This is a genomic window from Paenibacillus konkukensis (genome assembly GCF_023523925.1).
Taxonomy (GTDB): domain Bacteria; phylum Bacillota; class Bacilli; order Paenibacillales; family NBRC-103111; genus Paenibacillus_S; species Paenibacillus_S doosanensis.
In genome coordinates this window covers 4,062,472-4,085,897 of sequence record NZ_CP027059.1, presented here as the reverse complement: position 1 = coordinate 4,085,897, position 23,426 = coordinate 4,062,472, and the positions used below count along the sequence as shown (strand labels likewise).

Below are 23,426 nucleotides of genomic sequence, written 5' to 3'. Positions count from 1 at the left end.
ATTAGATTTCATACCGGTATGAATACAATCTCAAAGGAACCTCACTGACGCTCTACGGTACATCCCTTCTTGCTTTTCACCCGCGAAGTTGTTGCGAAACGATGATCAGACATCACCACATTTTTTATGTGCGGGTGTACGAGGCAAGCAAGACTATATAGCACGGCTTTTTAACCAAAGAGGAGGCGCGGGGAGAACCATGAATAAAAAAAGCGTTCGTGACGTAGAAGTAAAAGGCAAAAGAGTATTCGTACGGGTAGATTTCAACGTTCCGTTGGAAAACGGGCAAATTACGGACGATACGCGGATTCGCGAAACGGTTCCGACGATTCAGTACTTAACGGAAAGAGGCGCCAAAGTCATTCTGGCGAGCCATCTGGGCCGTCCTAAGGGACAAGTCGTCGAAGAACTGCGCTTGACTCCGGCTGCTGCGCGTTTGTCCGAGCTGCTCGGCAAACCGGTAGCGAAAGCGGACGAAGCGATCGGCGAAGCGGTGAAAGCGCAAGTGAACGCTTTGAACGAAGGCGACGTACTGCTGCTGGAAAACGTGCGTTTTTATGCGGGGGAAGAGAAGAACGACGCTGAGCTGGCCAAAGCTTTTGCCGAATTGGCTGATTTGTACGTAAACGATGCGTTCGGCGCCGCTCACCGCGCTCACGCTTCGACGGAAGGCATCGCGCATCATTTGCCGGCCGTATCCGGCCTGTTGATGGAGAAGGAGCTGGACGTGCTGGGCAAAGCGCTCAACAATCCGGAGCGTCCGTTCACGGCGATCGTAGGCGGCGCGAAGGTAAAAGACAAAATCGACGTGATCAACAACCTGCTGAACATCGCAGACAACATCATCATCGGCGGCGGCTTGTCCTACACGTTCCTGAAGGCGCAAGGCATGGAAATCGGCAAATCGCTCGTTGACAACGAGAAATTGGAATTGGCTCTTAGCTTCATCAACAAAGCGAAAGAAAAAGGCGTCAACTTCCTGCTTCCTGAAGATATCGTCGTAACGGACGATTTCAGCCCGACGGCCAATACCCGCATCGTAGCGGTTAACGAAATTCCTGCCGACTGGGAAGGCATCGACATCGGACCGAAAACGCGCGAGAAATACGCGAAAACGATCGCCGAATCCAAACTGATCGTATGGAACGGACCGATGGGCGTATTCGAAATCGAACCGTTCTCCCACGGCACCCGCGCCGTTGCCGAAGCTTGCGCTAACGCATCCGGCTACACCGTAATCGGCGGCGGCGACTCGGCTGCAGCGGTAGAGAAATTCCACCTCGGCGACAAAATGGATCACATCTCTACAGGCGGCGGCGCTTCCCTGGAGTTCATGGAAGGCAAAGCTTTGCCGGGCGTTGTGGCTCTTAACGATAAATAAGATCGGCATACTTTAATCTCTCTGGCGTTCTCTGGGACGCATGCTGCCCGGGACGCCGGCAGAGACGATGCTGTTTCGGCATATACATTCATATTAATAAAGGAGTGACTTGCGGTGCGCAAACCAATTATTGCGGGCAACTGGAAAATGTTCAAAACCGTTAGCGAAGCGGTTGCTTTCGTTAACGAAGTGAAAGGCCAAGCGGAAGTAGACGGCGTGGACAGCGTCATCTGCGCGCCTTTTACCAATCTTCCGGCGCTTGTTGAGGCTGTGAAAGGCACGACGCTGAAAGTCGGAGCGCAAAATCTTCACTTCGAAGACAACGGCGCATTCACCGGTGAAATCAGCGGCGTGATGCTGAAGGATCTTGGCGTTGATTATGTCATCATCGGCCATTCCGAGCGCCGCGCTTATTTTGCGGAAACGGACGAGACGGTGAATAAAAAGGTTCATGCCGCATTCAAGCACGGCTTGACGCCGATCGTCTGCGTGGGCGAGAAGCTGGAAGAGCGCGAAGCGGGACAAACGAAGGACGTTTGCAAAGTGCAAACGGAAGCGGCTTTCGCCGGTCTTAGCGCAGAGCAAGCGGCGCAAGTCGTTATCGCTTACGAGCCGATCTGGGCGATCGGAACGGGCAAATCCTCCACGGCGGCGGACGCCAACGAAGTCATCGGCTACATTCGCGAGCTGGTTGCAGGCTTGTACGGTCAAGCGACGGCGGATGCGGTGCGTATTCAATACGGCGGCAGCGTGAAGCCTAACAATATCGGCGAATATATGCAGGAGTTCGACATCGACGGCGCTCTCGTAGGCGGAGCAAGCTTGGAGCCGGCTTCCTACATTGCGCTCGTTCAGGGGGCCAAGTAACATGTCCAGACCAAAACCGGTAGCACTGATCATTCTCGACGGCTTCGGCCTTCGCGGCGAAGTGACGGGCAACGCGGTCGCTCAAGCGAAAAAGCCGAACTATGACCGTTATTGGGCGGAATACCCGCATACGACATTGACGGCTTGCGGGGAAGCGGTAGGCTTGCCAGAGGGGCAAATGGGCAACTCCGAAGTCGGCCATTTGAACATCGGCGCAGGCCGTATCGTGTATCAGGATTTGACGCGCATTTCCAAGTCGATTCGCGACGGGGAGTTTTTCGATAACGAAACGATTCTGGGCGCGATCCGTAACGCTAAGCAGAACGGCAAAAAGCTGCATCTGTACGGCTTGCTGTCGGATGGCGGCGTTCACAGTCATATCGATCATTTGTTCGCTTTGCTTGAAGTATGCAAAAAGGAACAATTCACGGAAGTATACATTCACGCGTTCCTGGACGGCCGCGACGTGGCTCCGGACAGCGCGAAAGGGTATATGGAGCGTCTGCTGAACAAAATCGGCGAAGTCGGCGTAGGCAAAATCGCAACCGTGCAAGGCCGCTACTATGCAATGGACCGCGACAAGCGCTGGGAGCGTACGGAGAAATCGTACCGCGCCATGGTATACGGGGAAGGTCCGAAATATACCGACCCGATGCAAGCGATCATCGAATCGTACGAGAAATCGGTGTTCGATGAATTCGTTATGCCGACGGTTATCGTGAATGCGGACGAAACGCCGGTAGGACTCGTCGAGTCCGGCGATTCCGTGATCTTCTTCAACTTCCGTCCGGACCGGGCGATTCAGCTGTCGCAAGTGTTCACCAACAGCGATTTCCGCGGCTTCGACCGCGGGCCGAAATGCCCTTCGAACCTGTACTATGTCTGCCTGACACTGTTCAGCGAGAGCGTGGACGGCTACGTAGCGTACAAGCCGAAAAATCTCGATAACACGCTCGGCGAAGTGCTGGCGCAGAACAACCTGAAGCAGCTTCGTACGGCGGAGACGGAGAAGTACCCGCATGTGACGTTCTTCTTCAGCGGCGGACGCGATGTAGAGCTGCCGGGTGAAACCCGCATTTTGGTCAATTCGCCGAAGGTGGCAACCTACGATCTGCAGCCGGAGATGAGCGCTTATGAGCTGGCGGAGTCGACGGTGAAGGAGATCGAGTCCGGACGCCAGGATGTGATCATCCTGAACTTCGCGAACCCGGACATGGTCGGCCATTCCGGCTTGCTCGAGCCGACGATTAAGGCGATCGAAGCGACCGACGAATGCCTCGGCAAAGTCGTCGAAGCGATCCTGGCTCAAGGCGGCATTGCCTTGATCACAGCCGATCACGGGAATGCCGATGTCGTGACGAATCCGGACGGCAGCCGCAATACGGCGCATACGACGAATCCGGTCCCTTTTATTGTGACCAGCAAACATGTTACACTAAGAAACGATGGCATTTTGGCGGATATCGCCCCGACGATGCTGAAGCTGTTAGACGTTCAGCAGCCTGAGGAAATGACCGGCAAAGCTTTGATTCAATAAAAATTTTACTTAAGATGAAGGAGTGTATCGAAGTCATGACAATGATCACTAATGTTTATGCTCGCGAAGTATTGGATTCCCGCGGCAATCCGACTGTAGAAGTAGAAGTATACCTGGAATCCGGCGCAAAAGGCCGCGCTATCGTGCCATCCGGCGCATCCACAGGCGCATATGAAGCGGTTGAGCTTCGCGACGGCGACAAATCCCGTTACCTCGGCAAAGGCGTTCTGAAAGCCGTTGAGAACGTAAACGATATTATCGCTCCTGAATTGATCGGTTGGGACGCTCTGGACCAAGTCGCTATCGACAACAAAATGATCGAGCTGGACGGCACGCCTAACAAAGCGAAACTGGGCGCTAACGCGATCCTGGCAGTTTCCATGGCGGTAGCTCGCGCAGCTGCGGAAGCATTGGACATCCCTCTGTACGTATACCTGGGCGGATTCAACGCGAAACAGCTTCCTGTTCCTATGATGAACATCATCAACGGCGGCGCACATGCCGACAACAACGTTGACGTGCAAGAATTCATGGTGCTTCCTGTAGGCGCGCCTACATTCAAAGAAGCGCTTCGCACTGGCGCGGAAATTTTCCACAGCCTGAAATCCGTATTGAAAGAAAAAGGCTTGAACACGGCTGTCGGCGACGAAGGCGGATTTGCTCCTAACTTCGCATCGAACGAAGAAGCTATCACTTCCATCCTGACCGCTATCGAGCGCGCAGGCTACAAACCGGGCGTTGACGTATTCCTCGGTATGGACGTCGCTTCCACCGAGTTCTACAAAGACGGCAAGTACCATCTGGAAGGCGAAGGCAAATCGTTTACTTCCGCCGAGTTCGTAGACTTCCTCGCTAACTGGGTAGAGAAGTACCCGATCATCACGATCGAAGACGGCTGCTCCGAAGACGACTGGGAAGGCTGGAAGCTGCTGACTCAAAAATTGGGCGGCAAAGTGCAATTGGTCGGCGACGACCTGTTCGTAACGAACACAGCTCGTCTGTCCCAAGGCATCGAGCAAGACATCGCTAACTCCATCCTGGTAAAAGTTAACCAAATCGGTACGCTGACCGAAACATTCGACGCGATCGAAATGGCTAAACGCGCAGGCTACACGGCGGTTATCTCCCACCGTTCCGGCGAGAGCGAAGACAGCACGATCGCTGACATCGCAGCAGCTACGAACGCAGGACAAATCAAAACGGGCGCTCCTTCCCGTACGGACCGCGTAGCGAAGTACAACCAATTGCTTCGCATTGAAGACCAATTGGGCGGCACGGCTCAATACGCCGGTAAAAAAGCGTTCTACAACTTGAAAAACTTCAAATAAGATAAATAGTATCTTATGCATCATAAAGGCGGAGGCGGGTTGTAAAATCCGCCTTTTGCTTACTTTATAGAAATGTTGTATGAATAGCGTACTCCCCTATAAGACATTGCAGGCGGAGGATGATGCATCTGCCGGAGAGTTCACGTGCGGCCTTTGAAAGCGGGTTGTAACCGTAAGGTAAGTTAACAGATAACCTGGTTTCAACAGCCGCCATAGGCAGATGCGCATCCGCAGACGAAAGCACAGTCTTCAATGGGTTTCCTCGTTATTCATACAACACCGGGGGGATCTCAGCCGAATGGGTAACGGGTTAAAGACTGTATTATTTTTGATAGGGTCAGCCTTTCTCACGCGGTTGATCCCCTTTTCTTCTTTTTTCCGCAATCTGGATACGATGATTCACGAATTCGGGCATGCCGTCGTGACGCTCGCTCTCTCGGGCAAGGTCATGTACATCGAGCTGTACGCCAATCATAGCGGTGTGACGTACTCGCAAATTACGAACAATTGGAGCTCCATCCCGGTATCGCTGGCCGGCTATATGACGGCGTCCTTGTTCGCCGTGCTGCTGTTCAAGCTGCGCGCCGGAGGCAAGCAGCGGCTTGGTCTTCAGATCATGACCGTCATTGCCATTCTGGCCCTCATCCTGCTTGTCCGCAACGAGTTCGGCGTCATGTGGCTGATCGGCTTTATCGCGCTCAATATTATTATGCTTGCCCTTGCGCCGCGCTGGCTGCATGACTTCTATTACCTGCTGCTGGCGTTTCTGACGCTGGAGGAGTCGGTGCTCGGGCCGATCTCGCTGATCGTCTATGCGCTGGATAATCCGGCTTCGGCCGGCGACGCGGCCAACTTAAGCCGGGTAACGCCGATACCGGCTATCGGCTGGGCATTGTGGTTCAGCCTGTTCGCGCTGTGGTGCGCCAAAAACGCCATCGTCGCTTTTCTCGAACGGAAAAAGCCGCGGCCAAGACCGAACCGGCAGCAGCAAGAGGGGCCGTACTATCCATAGTTTTGTTAGAGGAGGCCTTGCGCTAGGCAAGCGTGGCAGCCTCGTTTATGAAGTTGTCCCGGAAACCGGCGGCTTCAAAACGAGAGGAAGTTATTTGCCAGTAGGACAAGTTTGTGATATAATACAAATGCTGTCTATTTTAGGTCGTATTGATGGCTGTACCGTTGCCTTTAATTATCCACGAAAGAACGCTCGCAGGAGGTGGAAATATGGAACTTGCATTAAAAATCGTACTGGTCATTGCCTCTCTTGGCCTGATCGCGGTTGTATTGCTTCAGCCAGGAAAGAGCTCAGGGTTGTCCGGTGCCATCTCTGGAGGTGCGGAGCATCTTTTTGGAAAGCAAAAGGCGCGCGGCTTGGAGCTGTTTTTATCGCGTTTGACGATCGGGTTGGCAGTCGTATTCTTCGCTATGTCGCTCATCGTTGCTTACTTCGTTAAATTAGGGTAACTATAAAACCGAAGCAGCAGGGAGAAGATGCTCCCGCTGCTTTTTTTCTGTATTCGAGCGATATGCCGCTCGACTCGATGATCCGGCAGCTGCAGTGAACTGCAAGCTAAGCTTTTCATATATATTAAAAGGCTTACTCCCAAACGCCCAAGCCTTGTGCGGAGAAGCTGCGTAAGCTAAGGAAGAAGCGTCAAATCGGTTCTTTCCATACCAAGATCATCGAAATTGTGGGTTAAAGATCGTTTGGAAAGGGCTGCGATGTTATCATAACGGTAAAATGGGTAAGACTAATGAAAGAAGAAGGAAGGTGACATATTGATCACAAAAGAACAAGTATTGGATTTTATGAAAGAAACGGCTTATAAACCGATGACATATCAGGAGCTTGAGAGGCATTTTCAAATCGAGAGCGCACATGATTTCAAAGAGTTTTTGAAGCTGCTTACCGAATTGGAGAACGAAGGGCTTATTCTACGGACCAGAACCGAACGCTACGGCGTGCCGGAACGAATGAATTTGCTTAGAGGCAAGCTGCAGGCCCATGCCAAAGGCTTCGGCTTCCTCATTCCCGATGACCGTGACCACCCGGATGTGTACATACATGCCAACGATATGGCGGGTGCGATGAACGGGGATATTATTTTAGTGCGGATTACGTCCAAAAGCGCCCATGGAGGGAAGCTTGAGGGAGAAGTTGTACGTGTCGTTTCCCGCGCCAACACGCAAATGGTAGGATTATTCCAGGCAAACGACGGGGGATACGCCTTCGTGGTACCGGATGATAAGCGGGTTATTCGAGATATTTTCATCCCCAAGCATGCCTTTAACGGAGCGATGGACGGCCATAAGGTGGTCGTACGCATTGTGTCCTATCCGGAAGGAAGGGCGGCCGCCGAAGGGGAAGTCATCGAGATTCTGGGTCATAAAAACGATCCCGGAGTCGATATTATCTCCATCATCCGCAAGCATATGCTGCCGGAGGCTTTCCCCGATGAGGTGATGGAGGAGGCGCAGTCGGTTCCCGAGACGATTTCGGAGAGCGATTTGACCGGAAGGCGCGATCTGAGGCAGAAGCGAATCGTCACGATCGACGGTGAAGACGCCAAGGACCTCGATGATGCCGTTAACGTAGAGCGTCTGCCGAACGGAAACTACGTTCTGGGCGTTCATATCGCCGACGTAAGCTACTATGTCCGGGAAGGCTCTCCGCTCGACAGAGAGGCATATAACCGCGGCTGCAGCGTGTATTTGGTAGACCGTGTCATTCCGATGCTGCCGCACCGGCTATCTAACGGGATTTGCTCGCTTAATCCGCAGGTGGATCGGCTGACGATGTCCTGTGAGATGGAGTTCGACGCTAGCTTGAACGTCGTTCGTCACGATATTTTTACGAGCGTGATTAAAACAAGCGAACGTATGACTTATACCAATGTCCGCAAGCTGCTGACCGGGGAAGCCGATGAGGCGCTGGTTGAGCGTTATGCATACCTGATGGACGATTTCCGCCTGATGGAAGAGCTGGCCATGAAGCTGCGGCAGCGCCGGATGAATCGCGGAGCCATCGACTTCGACTTCCAGGAATCGAAGATACTGGTCGACGAGAACGGCAAACCGACGGATATTGTGAAAAGGGACCGGACGATCGCCGAGCAGATCATCGAAGAATTTATGCTTGCGGCCAATGAGACGGTGGCGGAGCATTTCTACTGGATGAAGGTACCGTTCTTGTATCGGATTCACGAAGATCCGGATGCCGAGAAGCTGATGCATTTCATGGAATTCATCACGAATTTCGGTTATGTCGTCCGCGGCAAAGGCAATACGGTCCATCCTCGCGCACTGCAGACACTGCTAGAGGAGATCAAGGGAACGAAGGAGGAGACGGTTATCAGCACCGTCATGCTCCGCTCCATGAAGCAGGCGCGTTACGATGCGCAAAGTCTGGGCCACTTCGGGTTGGCTGCCGAGTTCTATTCGCACTTCACCTCGCCGATTCGGCGGTATCCTGACCTGATCATTCACCGTGTCATTCGCGAGGTGCTGGAGAGCGGAACGTTGTCCGACAAACGGCATGAGTATTTGGCCGGGCGCATGGAAGATATCGCGAAGCAATCCTCCGAGCGCGAGCGCGTGGCGGTCGATGCCGAGCGGGAGACCGAGGCGCTGAAGAAAGCGGAATTCATGCTGGATAAAGTCGGCGAAGAGTTCGAAGGGCTGATCAGCAGTGTGACGAGCTTCGGGATTTTCGTCGAGCTGGACAATACGGTCGAAGGCTTGATTCGTCTCAGCGACATGCATGACGACTATTACCATTACCATGAGGCGCAGCATGCGCTGATCGGCGAACGCACGTCCAAGATTTATCGCCTCGGCGATGAAGTGAAGGTACGCGTCGCACGCGTCAATATGGATGAGCATACCATCGACTTCGAGATGGTGGATATGAAGCCGCGCAAGCAGAAGGTCAGCCTCGTCGACGCACTGAAGAACGTGCGGCGCGACAAGCAGCGCGGCGGACGCCGCGGCGAAGCTGTCGGAGCCGGCCGCGGAGCGAAGGGCCGCGGCGGCGATCGCGAGCGCGGCGCAGCGGAAGCCGCACGCAGCGGCAAGCGCGGCAAGTCCGGCGCCTCCGGCGGCAGCAAGAGCGCCCGCGCGCGCAAGGGCAGCGCCAGCGCCGGAGCTGCGGCGGCGGGCTCGCTCTCGCGCGGCACCGGCGTCGAGGCCGCCAAGGCGCGCGCGCTGGAGTCGCAGGGCGCAGGCAAGGGGCCTGCCGGCGAAGGCGGGCGCCCCGGGCCGCGCAAGCGCAAGAAAAAGCTGGCGAAAAAGTAGCTTTTTCGCTTGCTTCCGGGGATTGGAGTTTGGTAAAATGAACTCCAATCCCTTTTTTTGAGGCGCTGTGGGGAAGGAGAAGTGAGGTTCCATGGCTACGAAGAAAGCTGACGGCAAGCTTCTTGCGCAGAACAAGAAAGCTTCCCATGATTACTTTATAGAAGATACGTATGAATGCGGCATGGTGCTGACCGGCACGGAGATCAAATCTCTGCGCCTTGGACGAGCCAATATCGGGGATGCTTTCGCGACGATCCGCAACGGCGAGGCTTTCATCCATAACGTTCACATCAGTCCGTTCGAGCAGGGCAACCGCCATAACCCGACCGATCCGACGCGGACCCGCAAGCTGCTGCTGAAGAAAGCGGAGATTCGCAAGCTGCTGGGCCAAGCCAAGCAGGAGGGCTACACGCTGGTGCCGCTCAAAATCTATGTGCGCAACGGCTACGCGAAGCTGCTGATCGGCCTCGGCCGCGGCAAGAAGCAGTACGACAAACGCGAGTCTGCGGCCAAACGCGACGCTCAGCGCGACATTCAACGCGCTCTGCGCGAGAAGCAGAAGGTGGCGCGATAACGATCCTCGCGCTGGCGGGAACCGGCTGGATCGGCTTCCAGCAAGATATGCTTCATTTTGTCCAAAAATATGTTATACTAAGTAAGCATCACAAGTGGATGCATGTTTTATCTATTGCGGCTTTCCTGGCAGAAAGCCACCTATGCGGGGACGTTCTTGGATTCGACGGGGATAGTTCGAGCATGGGTAGCGGGTAGTGGGGACGCGTCCACTTCATCAACGCTAAAGCCTATTAAATGGCAAACAACAACAAAACTACGCTTTCGCAGCTTAATAACCTGTGAGCGTGCTCCTGCTTAGCATCGCCCATGTGCTAAGATAGGGGCTCAACTTTAGTGGGATACGCCGTTCGGTCTCCGCCTGGGGTCGGACGGAAGAAGACAATCAGGCTGACCCAACGCAAAGCCGGTTACGGGGCGTTGCTCGGGTGACATCAAAACCGTGGCTACACCCGTAGAAGCCTATGTGGCGTTATCTTCGGACAGGGGTTCGACTCCCCTCGTCTCCATATGCCAAATCCACAAAAAGAGCTCTAACCAAGATGTTTTTTGGTAAGAGCTTTTTTGTTGAAAAGTTAAGAAAGGTGCAACCATATAGATAAATAAAAAATATATGTAAGAATACATCTATACAAAAACGTTTTGGAGTGATACAGATATGACAAATATTATAACATTTTATAACCATAAGGGTGGGGTCTCAAAAACTACTACAATTTTTAATTTGGCTCACTACTTATCTGAAAATAATAAAAAGGTTCTTGTAGTAGATGCTGATCCACAATGTAATGCTACGGAAATATTGTTATCTAGGCAGATCGCAATGCTTGACGAAGAGCAATATGAAACAGGTATTGATAAGGAGATTTCTGGAGAAAGTTTGTTGGAAATTCTTAAGCCAAGAATTGAGGGCGAGATACCAGCAATAAATACCCAAGAAATTAGGGTTAATCGTATAAATGATAATATTCATTTAATTAGGGGCGATGTTTCGCTAAGTAGTATTGAAGATGCATTAGCAGAAGCACATATTCAAAGATTTTCAACGAAAACCCATGATAAAAGAACTTATGTTGCTTTAGGAGACTTTTTAACGAGATTTGGTGAAGAACAGGGCTACCATTTCATACTAATCGACGTAGGTCCAAGTTCAGGTGCCTTGACTAGAAGTTGTTTTTTAGCTTGTGATGGATTCTTTATCCCAACAGCACCCGATAGATTTAATGTCCAAGCAATAGCAACCCTTTCTTCTATCATTGATAGATGGATGTCTGAGCATCAACAAATCTACAATCAATTTTTAGAATTAGGTCTACCTATTAAACATGGTAAGCCTAAATTTTTAGGAACAACTATTCAACAATTTAAAACTTTAAATGGTAGACCTAAACCTGGATACAGGTTATGGATGGATAGAATTCCAAACAATGTTTTGATTAAGTTATTTCCAGTTTTACGAAAGCACTCAACTGATAAAGATTTGACCTGTGGATTAGATGAAAATACAATTACTGCTACTGACATTCCGGATTTTGGAACTCTTGCCCCCCTTATGCAAGAATACGGTAAGGCTGTTTTTCAGATCACTCAACCCGAAACAGCAATTGTGACAGAAACTGGGACACCTTGGGGGGGAGGTACTTGGTTGGATGCACAAAGAAGAATGAACACATATAAAACAAAGTATAAAACAATTGCGGATAGATTGGATTTGCTATTATGATAATGGATTCTCCAAAATTATGTTTCGTTGCTTTTATCGATCTTTTAGGTTTTTCAAACATGGTTAAACAAGATTTAGAAGCTCCTAATGGCAATGAAAGGTATATAGAAAAGCTTTATGATATACATCAAGAAACTTTAGCTATCACTAAAAGTACTCTTGATATGGAATTAAATCTTATTCAATTTTCAGACTCGGTAGTTCTTGCAACACCATTTATTAAAGAAAAATTCGAGGACTTTTTGAAGGTCATATCTAGATATCAGCATGACTTGTTTTGTAAAGGTATACTTTCGAGGGGCGGAATCGCTTATGGTAAGCATTTCTATAAAGATGGTTTTATGTTTAGTTTAGGGTTAATTGAAGCATATCGAATTGAAAGTAATGTTGCTAGATTCCCTCGGATAGTTGTTTCTTCTGATTTAATGGAACTAATTTATCCAGAGAAGATACATCCTGAAACTTTACCTGTAATTGAGGAGAATGATGGACAAATATTTTTAGATTATTTATCTGAAATTAATATTGAAGTTTTAAATTCACAAAGAGATCTGATATTACGACAAGCGCAAAGTATGAATACATCAATTAGAGAAAAGTATATATGGTTAATGGAATACATTAATCATAAACGTGCAGATATTGATTTTGGTATAACAAGATTTAAATAACTTATCTCAATTGATGGTAATGAAGGATAACCGGACATATACCCTTACCTTTTATGAGAATAATCCGAAGCACTGATAATGAAGTTGGAATAAAGGGGATATTTTGGGGGATATAGTTTTTTTCTTTACACCGCTTTCCGACTTACAGGGAGCGGGGAGGAACCCCAAGCTCAAAGGACTGCTGGATAAACTTGTTTCCTAAAAGATGGAGTCAATTTGGGCCAGTTACACCACTCCCCCAAACATCCTCAGCATCACGCGGCGACGAATTGTGGATTTACCAAGCCACGGCTCGTCTCCATCATTAGTTCCAGTGAGAGCACCGGAAACGGTGCTCTTTCTGCGTTGCCGAAAAGTATTTATGCCGCTTTATGATCTATATGTTATAATTGGGGTAAGGGCGGAGTATACTTGTAACAGTTGGAGGCAGCCTTGTACAATATATTTTTCTATGAAGACGAAGATGGAAATAAACCAGTCGAGAAGTTCATTGATGATCTTGATGCTGCAGCCAACACCAATAAGAATGCTAGGGTTCAACTTGAGCAAATTATTTATTGCTTGAGTCGGCTAGAAGATAAGGGAACAAGGGCAGGCGAGAAATTCACCAAACGGATCTCTGGTGACATATGGGAACTACGGCCAGGCAATAATCGAATCCTTTTCTTTGGTTGGAACGGTAACCACTTTATTTTATTGCACCATTTTACCAAAACAACGCAGAAAACACCGCCGCGGGAGATTGCAATTGCTGAACGACGCATGGGCAACTGGCTCTCTAGAATGAGGAAGGAGTGATGTTGAATATGAAAAGCTGGGATGAAAAGAAGAAGGAGCTCAAATCCATAGACCCAATGCGAATGAATGAGCTTGAAGCTGTTGCTCAATTAGTAAATGCCATTCATCAAAGGCGTATTGAACTAGGATGGACCCAAAAGGAGTTAGCGGACAAAGTAGGACTTCATCAAGAGTCTATTGCACGTATTGAGAATGGTGGATCTATCCCTCGCTTGGATACTGTGTTTCGACTAGCAATTGCTCTTGGAATGAAGATAAGTTTGCATGGTATGGAAGAGGCTGCCGCGGCAAGTGTAGGCTGAATTATGGCCCGTTGCTTGGGTAACATCATCGACCTTCCGAGGTCGGTGCTTTTTACTTTATGGAGACCTTGAGGGGAGAAGATCCCCGCTAAGGGGTTCAGTCCCGCGCGGACTGGAGCGTAGCATAGGGAGCACGGCATCGAAATCTACCGCTAAGGTTGTCATCGTCGAGTGGGCGCCAAAGTAAGTTTAATAGGGATATCGATACTCCCCTCATCTCCATAAATGTAAAGAGGCACTGCCCTTAATGTCGGTGTCTTTTTCTTTTTCTAGGTGTGCATCAAAACTAAAACCGTAACTACACCCGTAGAATTCTAATTGGCGTTACCTTCGGACAGGGATCCGATTCTCTCTCGGCCTCCGCCATTATGAGTACTATTCGCATGAGGACGATGTTTTGTTTTATATTTGCAGGGAAATTTGATAAAATGTACATATGTTATAAAAGTTATTACTGTTATAAGGTATAACTTATTGAGTGCTGTCATACAATAGAAAGGGAGAATGAACATGAATGGTGTGTGGTCAAAAGTGATAAATGATAAAGAGAATGTGACTCGTTATTCCCGCAAAATAGGAAGAATGGGCAATAGCTTGGGAGTTAGCTTGCCTAAAAGCTTAGCTGCAAAGTTGAATGTTGCGCAAGGGGATGAAATTGAATTTATTGAAAATGATCGTGGTGAAGTAGTGATGAAAAAAGCCCGACAAGTCCAATTGCCTGATAATGTTCGGTCTGAAGTCCTTGAAGCCTTCTTTGATGTATTTGAAGAAGATAAAGGTATTCTTGAGGACTTAAGGGATAGATGAAAGAAATGATAAACTTTCTTACCAAAGAAGAGGTTATTTCAGCACACTATTTTATGATGAAAAAAATGAATGACGCAGAGCAAGCAGGCGTGAAAGATCATGGTCTGCTGGAATCTGCGGTACATAGGCCCCAGCAAAGTGTTTTTGGAGAAGACGCTTATCCAACTTTATTTGATAAGGCTGCAGCCTTGCTGGAATCTCTAGTGAAAAATCATTGCTTTCATAATGGTAATAAGCGGACAGCCTATCTGGTTACGAAATCTTTCATGATACTGAACGGATATCATCTACGAATGGAACGGGAATATGCAGTGGAGTTTATAGTAGATATTGCAAAAGGTTTGCATTCGTTGGAGACTATCGCTTATATTCTGAATGAACATTCTGAAGAAAGATGATTCAAGATCTACATTGCATTTCCCAGTGCTGGGATAGGGGTTCAACCTTAGTGGGATAACGCTGCTTCGGTCTCCGCCTGGGGTCGAACGAAAGAAAACAATCAGGCTGACCGAACGCAAAGCAGGATACGGGGCGTTGCTCGAGTGACATCAAAACTGTGACTACACCCGTAGAAGCCTATGTGGCGTTATCTTCGGACAGGAGTTCAGTCCACGCGGACTGGAGCGTAGCATAGGGAGCACGGCATCGAAATCTACCGCTAGGGTTGTTATCGTCGAGTAGACATCTGAGCAAGTTCAATAGGGATTTCGATACTCCCCTCGCCTCCATATGGTATGTGAGAGAGCACCTGTTGAGGTGCTCTTTTCACTTAAAGATTTTACGCGGAGGTTTGAAACACAGCTACAAGGGGGCTTTTTGGGCGACCAAGTCCATTGGTCGATAAAGAAGCGCCTAGGCGGCGGCTTAAAACATGCCCTTATTAATTTTAGAGTGAAAAGCCAGTCATAATAGTATCCCAAGCTCGATCTGAGCCTCTCCAATCCATTCCTGCGGGCACCTTGACCGAGCAGACATGCTTTAGTCCCCAGTCCTCATGGATCACATCATTAGTTGGCTGATTATGGTGATTTACGATCAATAATCTAAACGGCTTGTTTGTCACTGAGCGTAAGGCAGCTTCTAGATGCCGCGCTTCGGCCTCTGAGGTTTGAATACGAACAAAGCAAATGGGGCCGTAGTTGATTATCTTCAAAAAACGGTTCACCCTGCGGGATAACTTTTCCTTAAACTGGGGATAAGGCGCTCCCCACGGTGCCGTAAGCGGAAGATCATGATACGATTCTGTTTGATAAACCGTATCTTTAACGACATAATGATTATCGATAACACTGATAAGCTGGAGATTAGACCATTCCATAAAGGACTTGAAACGGGATTGCAAAAGTTTGGCCAAGTCCGGAACGGACGGAGAGATAAACCAGTCGAGCGGGCCGGCGAATTGGCGTAGCCCCAGTCTTTGTAGCTGATGAGCGGTTTGGCAGGTGGACCCCAGACTAATGAAGGCCTTATATTTCCCTTTGGCTTCGCCCCATTTCAATAGCATCACCTCTGTTATGAGTCATTCCTCAAAACAGTATATGAATCACTATGTGTAAGGGATACGCAACCGAAGTATCTAAATGATGCCCTGATTGTATTCTTGGTTTCGCTCTCAAAGGAACTATTTTATGCATCATGGCTAGGTATGTTATGAAGCACAGGTAATAAGTAAAAAGAAAGTGACTTCAAAACTGTACTACACCCGTAGAAGCCTATGTGGGGTTATCGGATACTCCCCTCGTCTCCAGTGCCCTTTCCGAGAAATCGGACAGAAAAAAGGCACAATCTCATAAAAAAGATGAGTTTGTGCTTTTTTTGTTTGGCTATGTTAGAGCATAATGACGATAATCGTTGAGAAAATCAAAAACTAGATACGATTTATCTTGCTCATAAAATTCAATATAGCTTCAATGCGTATTTTATCAGCGCATTCTTCGCAACAAAAAAACTTAACCTTTCTTTCCTTAGCTTGTTTATATTTTAGTGAACCTTCGCATGCTCTGAATGTTTTTTTACAACTAAAACAGAGTACCTCAAAGTCAAATATTTTTAACCCCTCCTTAAGCGACACATCACTTATTAGTTGATATATCGAGGATTGTAACCAATTTTCTAGTACATTCTTGAACATCTAAATGAGGCTTTCTCATTAATTCAATGGTGAATCCGTCATTCGTTTCCAAAGTTCACTACTATTGACATGATCATTGCGATGCGTTATAACTGAATAAAATCTAAATAACACACTGTATTATTTATAATAGCACAGTGTGTTAAATAAGACAAGGGAGCGTTTACCGTTGCCGAAAATCGTGGACCACGAACAAAAAAGAAAACTAATCGCCGAATCGGCATGGAAGATTATTGAGGAAAAAGGAATCGAGCATGCATCAATCCGCGCCGTTGCCACTGCGGCAGGATTGTCGCCCGGCGCCTTGCGGCATTATTTTTCAACGCAGGACGAGCTGTTGCTATTTATCGTGGATTATTATTTGACAAGAGGAGCTGCGAGAGCAGCAGAGGGGCTGGTGATAAGCCATATTCCGATAAAGGCTGCGAGGGAAATTCTGTTACAGCTGCTCCCTATGGATGCGGAAAAACGAACTGCCGTCAGCGTCTGGTGGACCTTCGCCATCCGATCCCTCACGAGTTTGGCGCTGCAGGCTAAAAAAGACGAACTCACGGACGGATTCCACTCCCTGACCAAAGCCGCCCTTGAAATTCTAGCTCAGGCGCAGCTTCTTCCCTCTGCCGTGGACATTCAACTCGAAACACTAAGATTGGCCGCGCTTATCGAAGGCTTGACGATACTTGCAATGCTTCGCCCGGAGCTTTACACACCGGAGACCGTTGAGCAGATCGTCATCCGCCAGCTCCAGGATTTGTGTGCACGCGATACGGATGGTGCAGACGATTCCCGAAAAACCCTTTAAAAAGAATGTTGCACGAACCCCTCCAATAAACTTTGAAATACAGATTAGGGTTGTGGAAATACAGGAGATTTTAGGAGTTAAGTACATTCGATGTATTTAGTCTATAGTTTTTGTTTAATATTGCGGATGGGATAATATGTATAATTTTTACCTAAGTAAGGGGGAGGGTAATGTACTGTAGGAAAAACCCTACATTTTTTGGGTAGTTTATTTCATACCAATTCTATTAGTTCATAATTTTATTAGGCGTGGTGTCTGGATCAATTGGTGAATTAATTGGGTTGCTCTTTGGAATGTTAGTTTGGAGTTGCTCGGGTGACATACACCCGTAGGAGCCTGAGGAGCGGATCTTCGGACTGGACTCAATCGATCGTTATTTAATGCCGGATTGGCAGTAGGGAAGGTGGTCGATCATCTCCGGCCGTTGGGGGACAATAAGCACCTAGCGATCGAGTTGGACGCTCCAACTGGCCTCATGGTTGAGTGGGACGAAGTGAAATTCACGCAGATGCTTATTTTGCTTGTCGATAATGGCGTGAAATATGCACCGGAGAATGGGGCTGTACAAGTCAAGCTCGCCGATATGACGGTAAAAGGGGACGGAATCCCCTACATCAAGGCCAAGCTGCTTCAGGGCATCCGTCATAGTAATGCCCAAACTGTTACCGAACTTTGAGACTTTTCGTAAAGATGCACAAAAAAACCGTCATTTCCTGTAAAATGAAAGCTAACCACACAATCATTTGAAAGAAGGACGGTTTTTATGCGTAATCTGACGACTACTACCGAACAGTATACCATGCAAATGACGCTTTCTCTAGGCATACAACATTTATTCGAATAGTGGCGGTATCTTCGGACAGGGGTTCATTATGAATTCTAAACCGACTGAATCCACTTTGCTATATCCTCTATAATAGTTTCGTCCACCGTTTGAGGAACATTATACTCTTCCCATATATCTTTTAAAGTGCCATATATCGCTTTCATAAACAGGTGATTCAATCCGGGGTACAGTTTGCATGAGGCATTGGGATGATCTTTTAATATCGCCTGGTATTGGTTGAAGTCTCTTTCAACTGAAACCTGGACATCTTTATCCCCCTGCAAAACAAACACGGGCTTATTAATATTTGACAGATACTCTTTAACTGGATGCTGGTGCATTTCTTTAAGATACCATGCATAGACGGCGCCGAACAATAGGGACTGCTGTGCGGTCTCTTCAGACATGCCGGCGATGGAATCAAACTTGTCTTTAAGGGCTTGGATCTGCTGTGACGCCATTTCGCGTTGGGATTCTTCAAGCTGCTTCAAGGAAACTTCGTTTTGCTCAATGATAACTTCTTCTAGCGTCCGAAGCGTGCCTGCAAGAATTACAAGTCCGGCAAAATCGCCGCCCTCGGCATCGATTCTGGGAGCGAGCATCCCACCCAGGCTGTGGCCAATCATAAATACACGATTAGCGTCTACACGCGGGTCAGTCTTTAACATGCGGGAAGCAAATATCGCATCTTGAATGGTTTCTTCTTCGACGGTTAAACTGCCGCCGAGTTCTTGTATCATCTGCTTGCCATAGGTGTAGGTACGTTTATCGAACCGAAGTGATGCAATTCCTTTTTTGGCAAGGCCTTCTGCGAGGTCTCGAAATGGTTTATTTGCACCAATGGTTTCGTCTTTATCCAAGGGGCCGGAGCCATGTACAAATACAACCGCTGGGACTTTTATGGCCTGGGAATCCGGCAGCGTCAAAATCCCTTCCAATGGATAGGATGCGTTAGCTATAACAGTCACTTGTTCTATCACACTTTAACCTCCCTTTAAGAACAAAAATGTTTGTATAAGGATTATCTCATTATTTCCAGATGAAATGCGAATTACCCGCGCCTTCGAACTCCTTGCCACTAAACTGCCGTTTCCTTCGAGTCCGACGAATAAGGATCGAACGTCCGGACCCATTTGAATCGATTTACTTTTACAATAGCTACGAAGCATTTCAGGATTTGGTCCGATTTTAGGCAAATAAAGGTAACCACTGGTGAAAGATGAAATACGAAACTGCAAAGTGCCGAAGCCGGTAGAACAATGAGCCACATGAAGATGGTATCATTGTATAAAACAAATTTGGTATCCCCTCCGCTGCGTACGATCCCTGTTAATGACGGCATCTGATAGGCTGTTCCGCACACGGTGACGGATAATACGGTCATGAACTGCAAGGCAAGGTCTTTGGCCTCCCCGGAAATGGTATATAAGCCGAGGACATAATCCTTGGTAACAAACAAAGCGGCGCCGGTACATAATCCAATGACGAGATATAACATCTGCAGCGTCTTGGCGTAGGATACGATTTTATCCATATTTCCTTCGCCAATCGTTTTACCGATGACAATGGTAGTAGCGCTCGCTGAGGCAAAAACAACGACGGATACAATCTGGAAGATGGTTGTTGCAATGCTGTTTGCCGCGATCGCTGCCGCACCCATATGCCCCAATATGGATGTTTGTGTTGCCATGGCAATCCCCCAGATAAAATTGGACATGAGAATAGGCGACCCCAGTTTGACGTATTGTTTAAACAATCCCATCTCGATTGTAAAAAAATCACGCAGTTTCAAATAGATTTTTCGGTCATAACGTTTCACGAAGACGCAGACAATAATCAGTTCAATCATTCTGGCCGACAAGGTTGCTATGGCCGATCCCTGCACACCCAGGCTCGGAAAACCAAAATGTCCGTAGATCAAAACATAATTCAGGCACACATTGATGATGAGCGTGGTCGAGGACAAAATAAAACCGATCTTGACCGTCTCCACACTTCGCAATGTCGCAAGCAGTATACTGGTAACGGAAAAAAATAGATATGAGAAGCAGATGATTTTCACGAATTTGGTTCCCTCGGCAATAACACTCTGATCATTTGCAAATAACGATAGCAAGCTTTGAGGAAAGAAAAAGACGATAACCCACATGAGCAAGCCAACAAGAATCGAAAGGCGCATTCCTATGCTGGCAATCCTTTTAATCGATCCTACGTCATTGGCCCCCCAGTATCTTGACGCCATGATGACCAGACCTTCGCTTACCCCCATGACGAGCATTTGCAATACAAACTGAATTTGATTGGCTATCGCGATACCGGATAATGCCGATTCGCTGTAACCTCCGATCATTAAATTGTCGGACAAGTTGACCCCGAAAGTAATAATGTTTTGTAACCCGATGATAAGTGTCAGTGTAAAAAATCTTTTGTAAAATGACGCCTCTCGCACAAATAAACTCATGAGCAGCACCCGTCTTCATCTTAGAGTAGCAAATATTCCGTTCCATTGAGAGTTGTATTCGATTCCTACATTATAAAGATTCATCCATTGTAGTGGAAATGCATATTTTGCCTAAGACATGAACTATTTAGCTAAAAAACGAGCGATATCGTATGCCGCCGAAATGTTAATCTAATCATCCACAGCGCTTTTATCCAAAGGCTAGTGAAAAGCAGATTCCAATTGACACAGGTTGTAGTAATTATTGCCAATCCTATAAGGCTATAGTACTATAAATCATACGGATAAAACTTGCATGTTTTTAGTTATCCATATTATTCCAGATCGTTACTTTGGGGGGCGGGAGAGGATTGACAAGGATTCAATAGAAGCAATCTCTGTTATGAGAATGGAAGACAAATAGACTTATCATAGAAATAAATGGGGATGATGGGATGAGAAGTAAACGTAAATTTAATAGTATTAGCTGTCTATTGCTGGGCGTGCTGCTTTTGTTTTGCGCCACACCCGTAACTTATGCTGATAACATTAGTCAAATAATTGGCGATAACAACACCGTTGTATTTGTGGATGTAACTGATGATTATGCTTGGGCGAAAGATGCCATTAATTACTTTTCCAAGCAAGGGATTGTGTCGGGTGTCGGCGATGGCAAATTTGCTCCGGAGGAAATGGTTACAAGAGAGCAATTTACCAAAATGCTGGTACTGACCTTCAACGCGCCTTTGACTAATCCTTCAGAACCGACTTTTTCCGATGTCCCAAAGGAAAAATGGTCTTATCCTTATATCGAAGTAAGCAAAGACTTTTTAACGGGATTTGTTAATCCGTTTGGCGGTAAGATGACTTTCCATCCGGAAGAAGCGGCAACTCGTGAGGATATCGCGGTTGCGTTAATTAGGATGATGGGGTTGACTGACAAAGATGTGGACAATCCCAATTATGCTCAGTATGCTTTTAAGGATGCCGGAGAGATTACACCCGGATTGTTAAAGTATGTAAGCGCCGCGGCGGAACGCGGTTTGATCAATGGCTTCGGAGATGGCACCTTCCGTCCGACTAAAAGTATTACGCGAGCCGAATGCGTGGTACTGTTAAACAGAGCTACCAAACAAGCTGTATCAACGGCTTCAGAAGAGCTGGAAGTATCCGCTTCTATTATTACGGGAGAAAATCCTGCTGAAGTCACCCTCTCCATTAAAGCGGAGGAAGGGACGAAGGTTACAGTTGACGGTCAAGCGGTAAGGATGGACAAAATGGGCGGCGGGTACGTTGGAGGCATGTCCCTGTATACGTTTAAAGAGGAAGGGACCAAAACGTTTAAAATTGAAGCTGTAAAAGGTGCAAAGAAAAAGTCTTGGGAAGAGGTTGCTAATTACCAAATCGGCGCGCCTGTGCTGACCATCACGCAATCTCCATCGAGCTCGGAACTCAGCACCGCAACCATCAAAGGAACGGTAAAGGATAGCAACGACAGCAGCCCTGTCGTGACGATTAACGGCCAGGATGTCTCGGTGTACGGCGGTCAATTTGAAAAATCTGTAAATTTAACCGAAGGCGAAAATAAATTCACGATCGTTGCGACCAACAATCTAGGGAAGTCGACGACAGTTGAGAAAACGATAAACTTTGGAGTCGGCGCGCCGGTGCTAACCATCACGCAGTCTCCATCGAGTTCGGAACTCAGCACCGCAACGATCAAAGGAACGGTAAAGGATAGCAACGACAGCAGCCCTGTCGTAACGATTAATGGGCAGGATGTCTCGGTGTACGGCGGTCAATTCGAAAAATCCGTAAAGTTAGTCGAAGGCGGAAATAAATTCACGATCGTTGCGACCAACAATCTAGGGAAGTCCACGACGGTTGAGAAAACGATAAACTTTGGAGTCGGCGCGCCTGTGCTGACCATCACGCAATCTCCATCGAGCTCGGAACTTAGTACCGCAACCATCAAAGGAACGGTAAAGGATAGCAACGACAGCAGCCCTGTCGTGACGATTAACGGCCAGGATGTCTCCGTATACGGCGGTCAATTCGAAAAATCCGTAAAGTTAGTCGAAGGTGAGAACAAATTCACGATCGTTGCGACCAACAATCTAGGGAAGTCCACGACGGTGGAGAAAACGATAAACTTTGGAGTCGGCGCACCTGTGCTGACCATTACGCAATCTCCATCGAGTTCGGAACTCAGCACCGCAACGATCAAAGGAACGGTAAAGGATAACAACGACAGCAGCCCTGTCGTGACGATTAACGGCCAGGATGTCTCGGTGTACGGCGGTCAATTTGAAAAATCCGTAAAGTTAGTCGAAGGCGAGAACAAATTCACGATCGTTGCGACCAACAATCTAGGGAAGTCCACGACGGTGGAGAAAACGATAAGCTTTAACGTCGGCGCACCTGTGCTGACCATCACGCAATCTCCATCGAGCTCGGAACTCGGTACCGCAACCATCAAAGGAAATGTAAAGGATAGCAACGACAGCAGCCCTGTCGTGACGATTAACGGTGAGAATGTCTCGGTGTACGGCGGTCAATTCGAAAAATCCGTAAGTTTAGTCGAAGGCGAGAATAAATTCACGATCGTTGCGACCAACAAGCTAGGGAAGTCAGCGACGGTGGAAAAAACGATCAACTTTACTGTATCCGCACCAGAGATAACCCTGACGAATTCCCCTGAAGCAACGAATCAAAAGAGTATTTCATTGCAAGGATACGTTAAAAGCAACGACAGCAAGGTGAAACTGTACATTAATGATCAGGAAGTAAGTATTTCCGGCGGCAGTTTTTCCAAAAACGTATCGTTAACCGAAGGCGATAACAGCTTTGAAATCAGGGCTGTCAATAGCTACGGCAAATCGACGTCAGTAGTAAAAACGGTTAAGTATACAGAAAGTGCCTCATCGGCTATTAAGTAGAAAGTCCTTGA

The 23,426-nt window shown here is 47.8% G+C and carries 20 protein-coding genes and 1 other RNA gene; 18 read left to right on the top strand and 3 right to left on the bottom strand.

Features of this window, described 5'->3' with window-relative positions; translation table 11 throughout:
- The first annotated feature begins 199 nt into the window (after positions 1 to 199).
- The 15 genes from SK3146_RS17505 to SK3146_RS17435 all read left to right on the top strand — a co-directional run bounded on the left by SK3146_RS17505 (position 200) and on the right by SK3146_RS17435 (position 14,675).
- Positions 200 to 1,381, top strand: coding sequence for a phosphoglycerate kinase (locus tag SK3146_RS17505; protein ID WP_249860053.1), 1,182 nt, complete (start codon positions 200 to 202; stop codon positions 1,379 to 1,381).
- A 114-nt stretch (positions 1,382 to 1,495) separates the two neighbouring features.
- The gene (gene tpiA, locus SK3146_RS17500) at positions 1,496 to 2,248 is read left to right on the top strand and encodes a triose-phosphate isomerase (RefSeq protein ID WP_249860052.1); all 753 of its coding nucleotides are present in this window, start codon (positions 1,496 to 1,498) and stop codon (positions 2,246 to 2,248) included.
- A gap of 1 nt (position 2,249) precedes the next feature.
- On the top strand, positions 2,250 to 3,785 hold the full coding sequence (gpmI, locus tag SK3146_RS17495) for a 2,3-bisphosphoglycerate-independent phosphoglycerate mutase (protein WP_249860051.1): 1,536 nt from the start codon (positions 2,250 to 2,252) through the stop codon (positions 3,783 to 3,785).
- Positions 3,786 to 3,820: 35 nt separating this feature from the next.
- A complete protein-coding gene (gene eno / locus SK3146_RS17490; RefSeq protein WP_249860050.1) occupies positions 3,821 to 5,113 on the top strand; it encodes a phosphopyruvate hydratase in 1,293 nt (430 codons plus the stop codon).
- Positions 5,114 to 5,411: 298 nt separating this feature from the next.
- Positions 5,412 to 6,125, top strand: a complete 714-nt coding sequence (locus tag SK3146_RS17485; RefSeq protein ID WP_249860049.1) for a M50 family metallopeptidase — start codon at positions 5,412 to 5,414, stop codon at positions 6,123 to 6,125.
- Between the two features lie 209 nt (positions 6,126 to 6,334).
- Positions 6,335 to 6,574, top strand: a complete 240-nt coding sequence (gene secG / locus SK3146_RS17480) for a preprotein translocase subunit SecG (RefSeq protein ID WP_249860048.1) — start codon at positions 6,335 to 6,337, stop codon at positions 6,572 to 6,574.
- A gap of 315 nt (positions 6,575 to 6,889) precedes the next feature.
- Entirely contained in the window at positions 6,890 to 9,403 is a 2,514-nt protein-coding gene (rnr, locus tag SK3146_RS17475) for a ribonuclease R (protein WP_249860047.1), read from the top strand.
- 91 nt (positions 9,404 to 9,494) lie between these two features.
- The gene (gene smpB / locus SK3146_RS17470; RefSeq protein ID WP_249860046.1) at positions 9,495 to 9,977 is read left to right on the top strand and encodes an SsrA-binding protein SmpB; all 483 of its coding nucleotides are present in this window, start codon (positions 9,495 to 9,497) and stop codon (positions 9,975 to 9,977) included.
- A gap of 146 nt (positions 9,978 to 10,123) precedes the next feature.
- Positions 10,124 to 10,488: a transfer-messenger RNA gene (ssrA, locus tag SK3146_RS17465) on the top strand.
- Between the two features lie 146 nt (positions 10,489 to 10,634).
- Complete coding sequence (locus SK3146_RS17460) at positions 10,635 to 11,699, top strand: ParA family protein (RefSeq protein WP_249860045.1); 1,065 nt, start codon at positions 10,635 to 10,637, stop codon at positions 11,697 to 11,699.
- A gap of 2 nt (positions 11,700 to 11,701) precedes the next feature.
- Positions 11,702 to 12,370 (top strand): hypothetical protein, encoded by a 669-nt coding sequence (locus SK3146_RS17455; protein WP_249860044.1) that lies wholly within the window; start codon positions 11,702 to 11,704, stop codon positions 12,368 to 12,370.
- Between the two features lie 432 nt (positions 12,371 to 12,802).
- A complete protein-coding gene (locus SK3146_RS17450; RefSeq protein ID WP_249860043.1) occupies positions 12,803 to 13,168 on the top strand; it encodes a type II toxin-antitoxin system RelE/ParE family toxin in 366 nt (121 codons plus the stop codon).
- A gap of 8 nt (positions 13,169 to 13,176) precedes the next feature.
- Positions 13,177 to 13,470 carry a helix-turn-helix transcriptional regulator gene (locus tag SK3146_RS17445; protein WP_249860042.1) on the top strand — a complete coding sequence of 98 codons (294 nt, stop codon included), beginning with the start codon at positions 13,177 to 13,179 and terminating at the stop codon, positions 13,468 to 13,470.
- 510 nt (positions 13,471 to 13,980) lie between these two features.
- Positions 13,981 to 14,277: an AbrB/MazE/SpoVT family DNA-binding domain-containing protein gene (locus tag SK3146_RS17440; protein WP_249860041.1), complete on the top strand. Its 297-nt coding sequence runs from the start codon at positions 13,981 to 13,983 to the stop codon at positions 14,275 to 14,277.
- Between the two features lie 5 nt (positions 14,278 to 14,282).
- Complete coding sequence (locus SK3146_RS17435) at positions 14,283 to 14,675, top strand: type II toxin-antitoxin system death-on-curing family toxin (protein WP_249866341.1); 393 nt, start codon at positions 14,283 to 14,285, stop codon at positions 14,673 to 14,675.
- A gap of 488 nt (positions 14,676 to 15,163) precedes the next feature.
- On the opposite strand, the gene SK3146_RS17430 is transcribed toward SK3146_RS17435, so the two are convergent.
- Positions 15,164 to 15,775 (bottom strand): DUF1796 family putative cysteine peptidase, encoded by a 612-nt coding sequence (locus SK3146_RS17430; protein WP_249860040.1) that lies wholly within the window; start codon positions 15,773 to 15,775, stop codon positions 15,164 to 15,166.
- An 802-nt stretch (positions 15,776 to 16,577) separates the two neighbouring features.
- Here SK3146_RS17430 and SK3146_RS17420 point away from each other — a divergent pair.
- On the top strand, positions 16,578 to 17,210 hold the full coding sequence (locus SK3146_RS17420) for a TetR/AcrR family transcriptional regulator (RefSeq protein WP_249860039.1): 633 nt from the start codon (positions 16,578 to 16,580) through the stop codon (positions 17,208 to 17,210).
- Between the two features lie 424 nt (positions 17,211 to 17,634).
- Positions 17,635 to 17,886, top strand: a complete 252-nt coding sequence (locus tag SK3146_RS17415) for an ATP-binding protein (protein ID WP_249860038.1) — start codon at positions 17,635 to 17,637, stop codon at positions 17,884 to 17,886.
- Between the two features lie 203 nt (positions 17,887 to 18,089).
- On the opposite strand, the gene SK3146_RS17410 is transcribed toward SK3146_RS17415, so the two are convergent.
- On the bottom strand, positions 18,090 to 19,016 hold the full coding sequence (locus SK3146_RS17410; protein ID WP_249860037.1) for an alpha/beta hydrolase family protein: 927 nt from the start codon (positions 19,014 to 19,016) through the stop codon (positions 18,090 to 18,092).
- 98 nt (positions 19,017 to 19,114) lie between these two features.
- Positions 19,115 to 20,497 carry an MATE family efflux transporter gene (locus tag SK3146_RS17405; protein ID WP_249860036.1) on the bottom strand — a complete coding sequence of 461 codons (1,383 nt, stop codon included), beginning with the start codon at positions 20,495 to 20,497 and terminating at the stop codon, positions 19,115 to 19,117.
- Positions 20,498 to 20,931: 434 nt separating this feature from the next.
- Here SK3146_RS17405 and SK3146_RS17400 point away from each other — a divergent pair, with 434 nt between their 5' ends.
- Positions 20,932 to 23,415, top strand: a complete 2,484-nt coding sequence (locus SK3146_RS17400; protein WP_249860035.1) for an S-layer homology domain-containing protein — start codon at positions 20,932 to 20,934, stop codon at positions 23,413 to 23,415.
- The last annotated feature ends 11 nt before the right edge of the window (positions 23,416 to 23,426 follow it).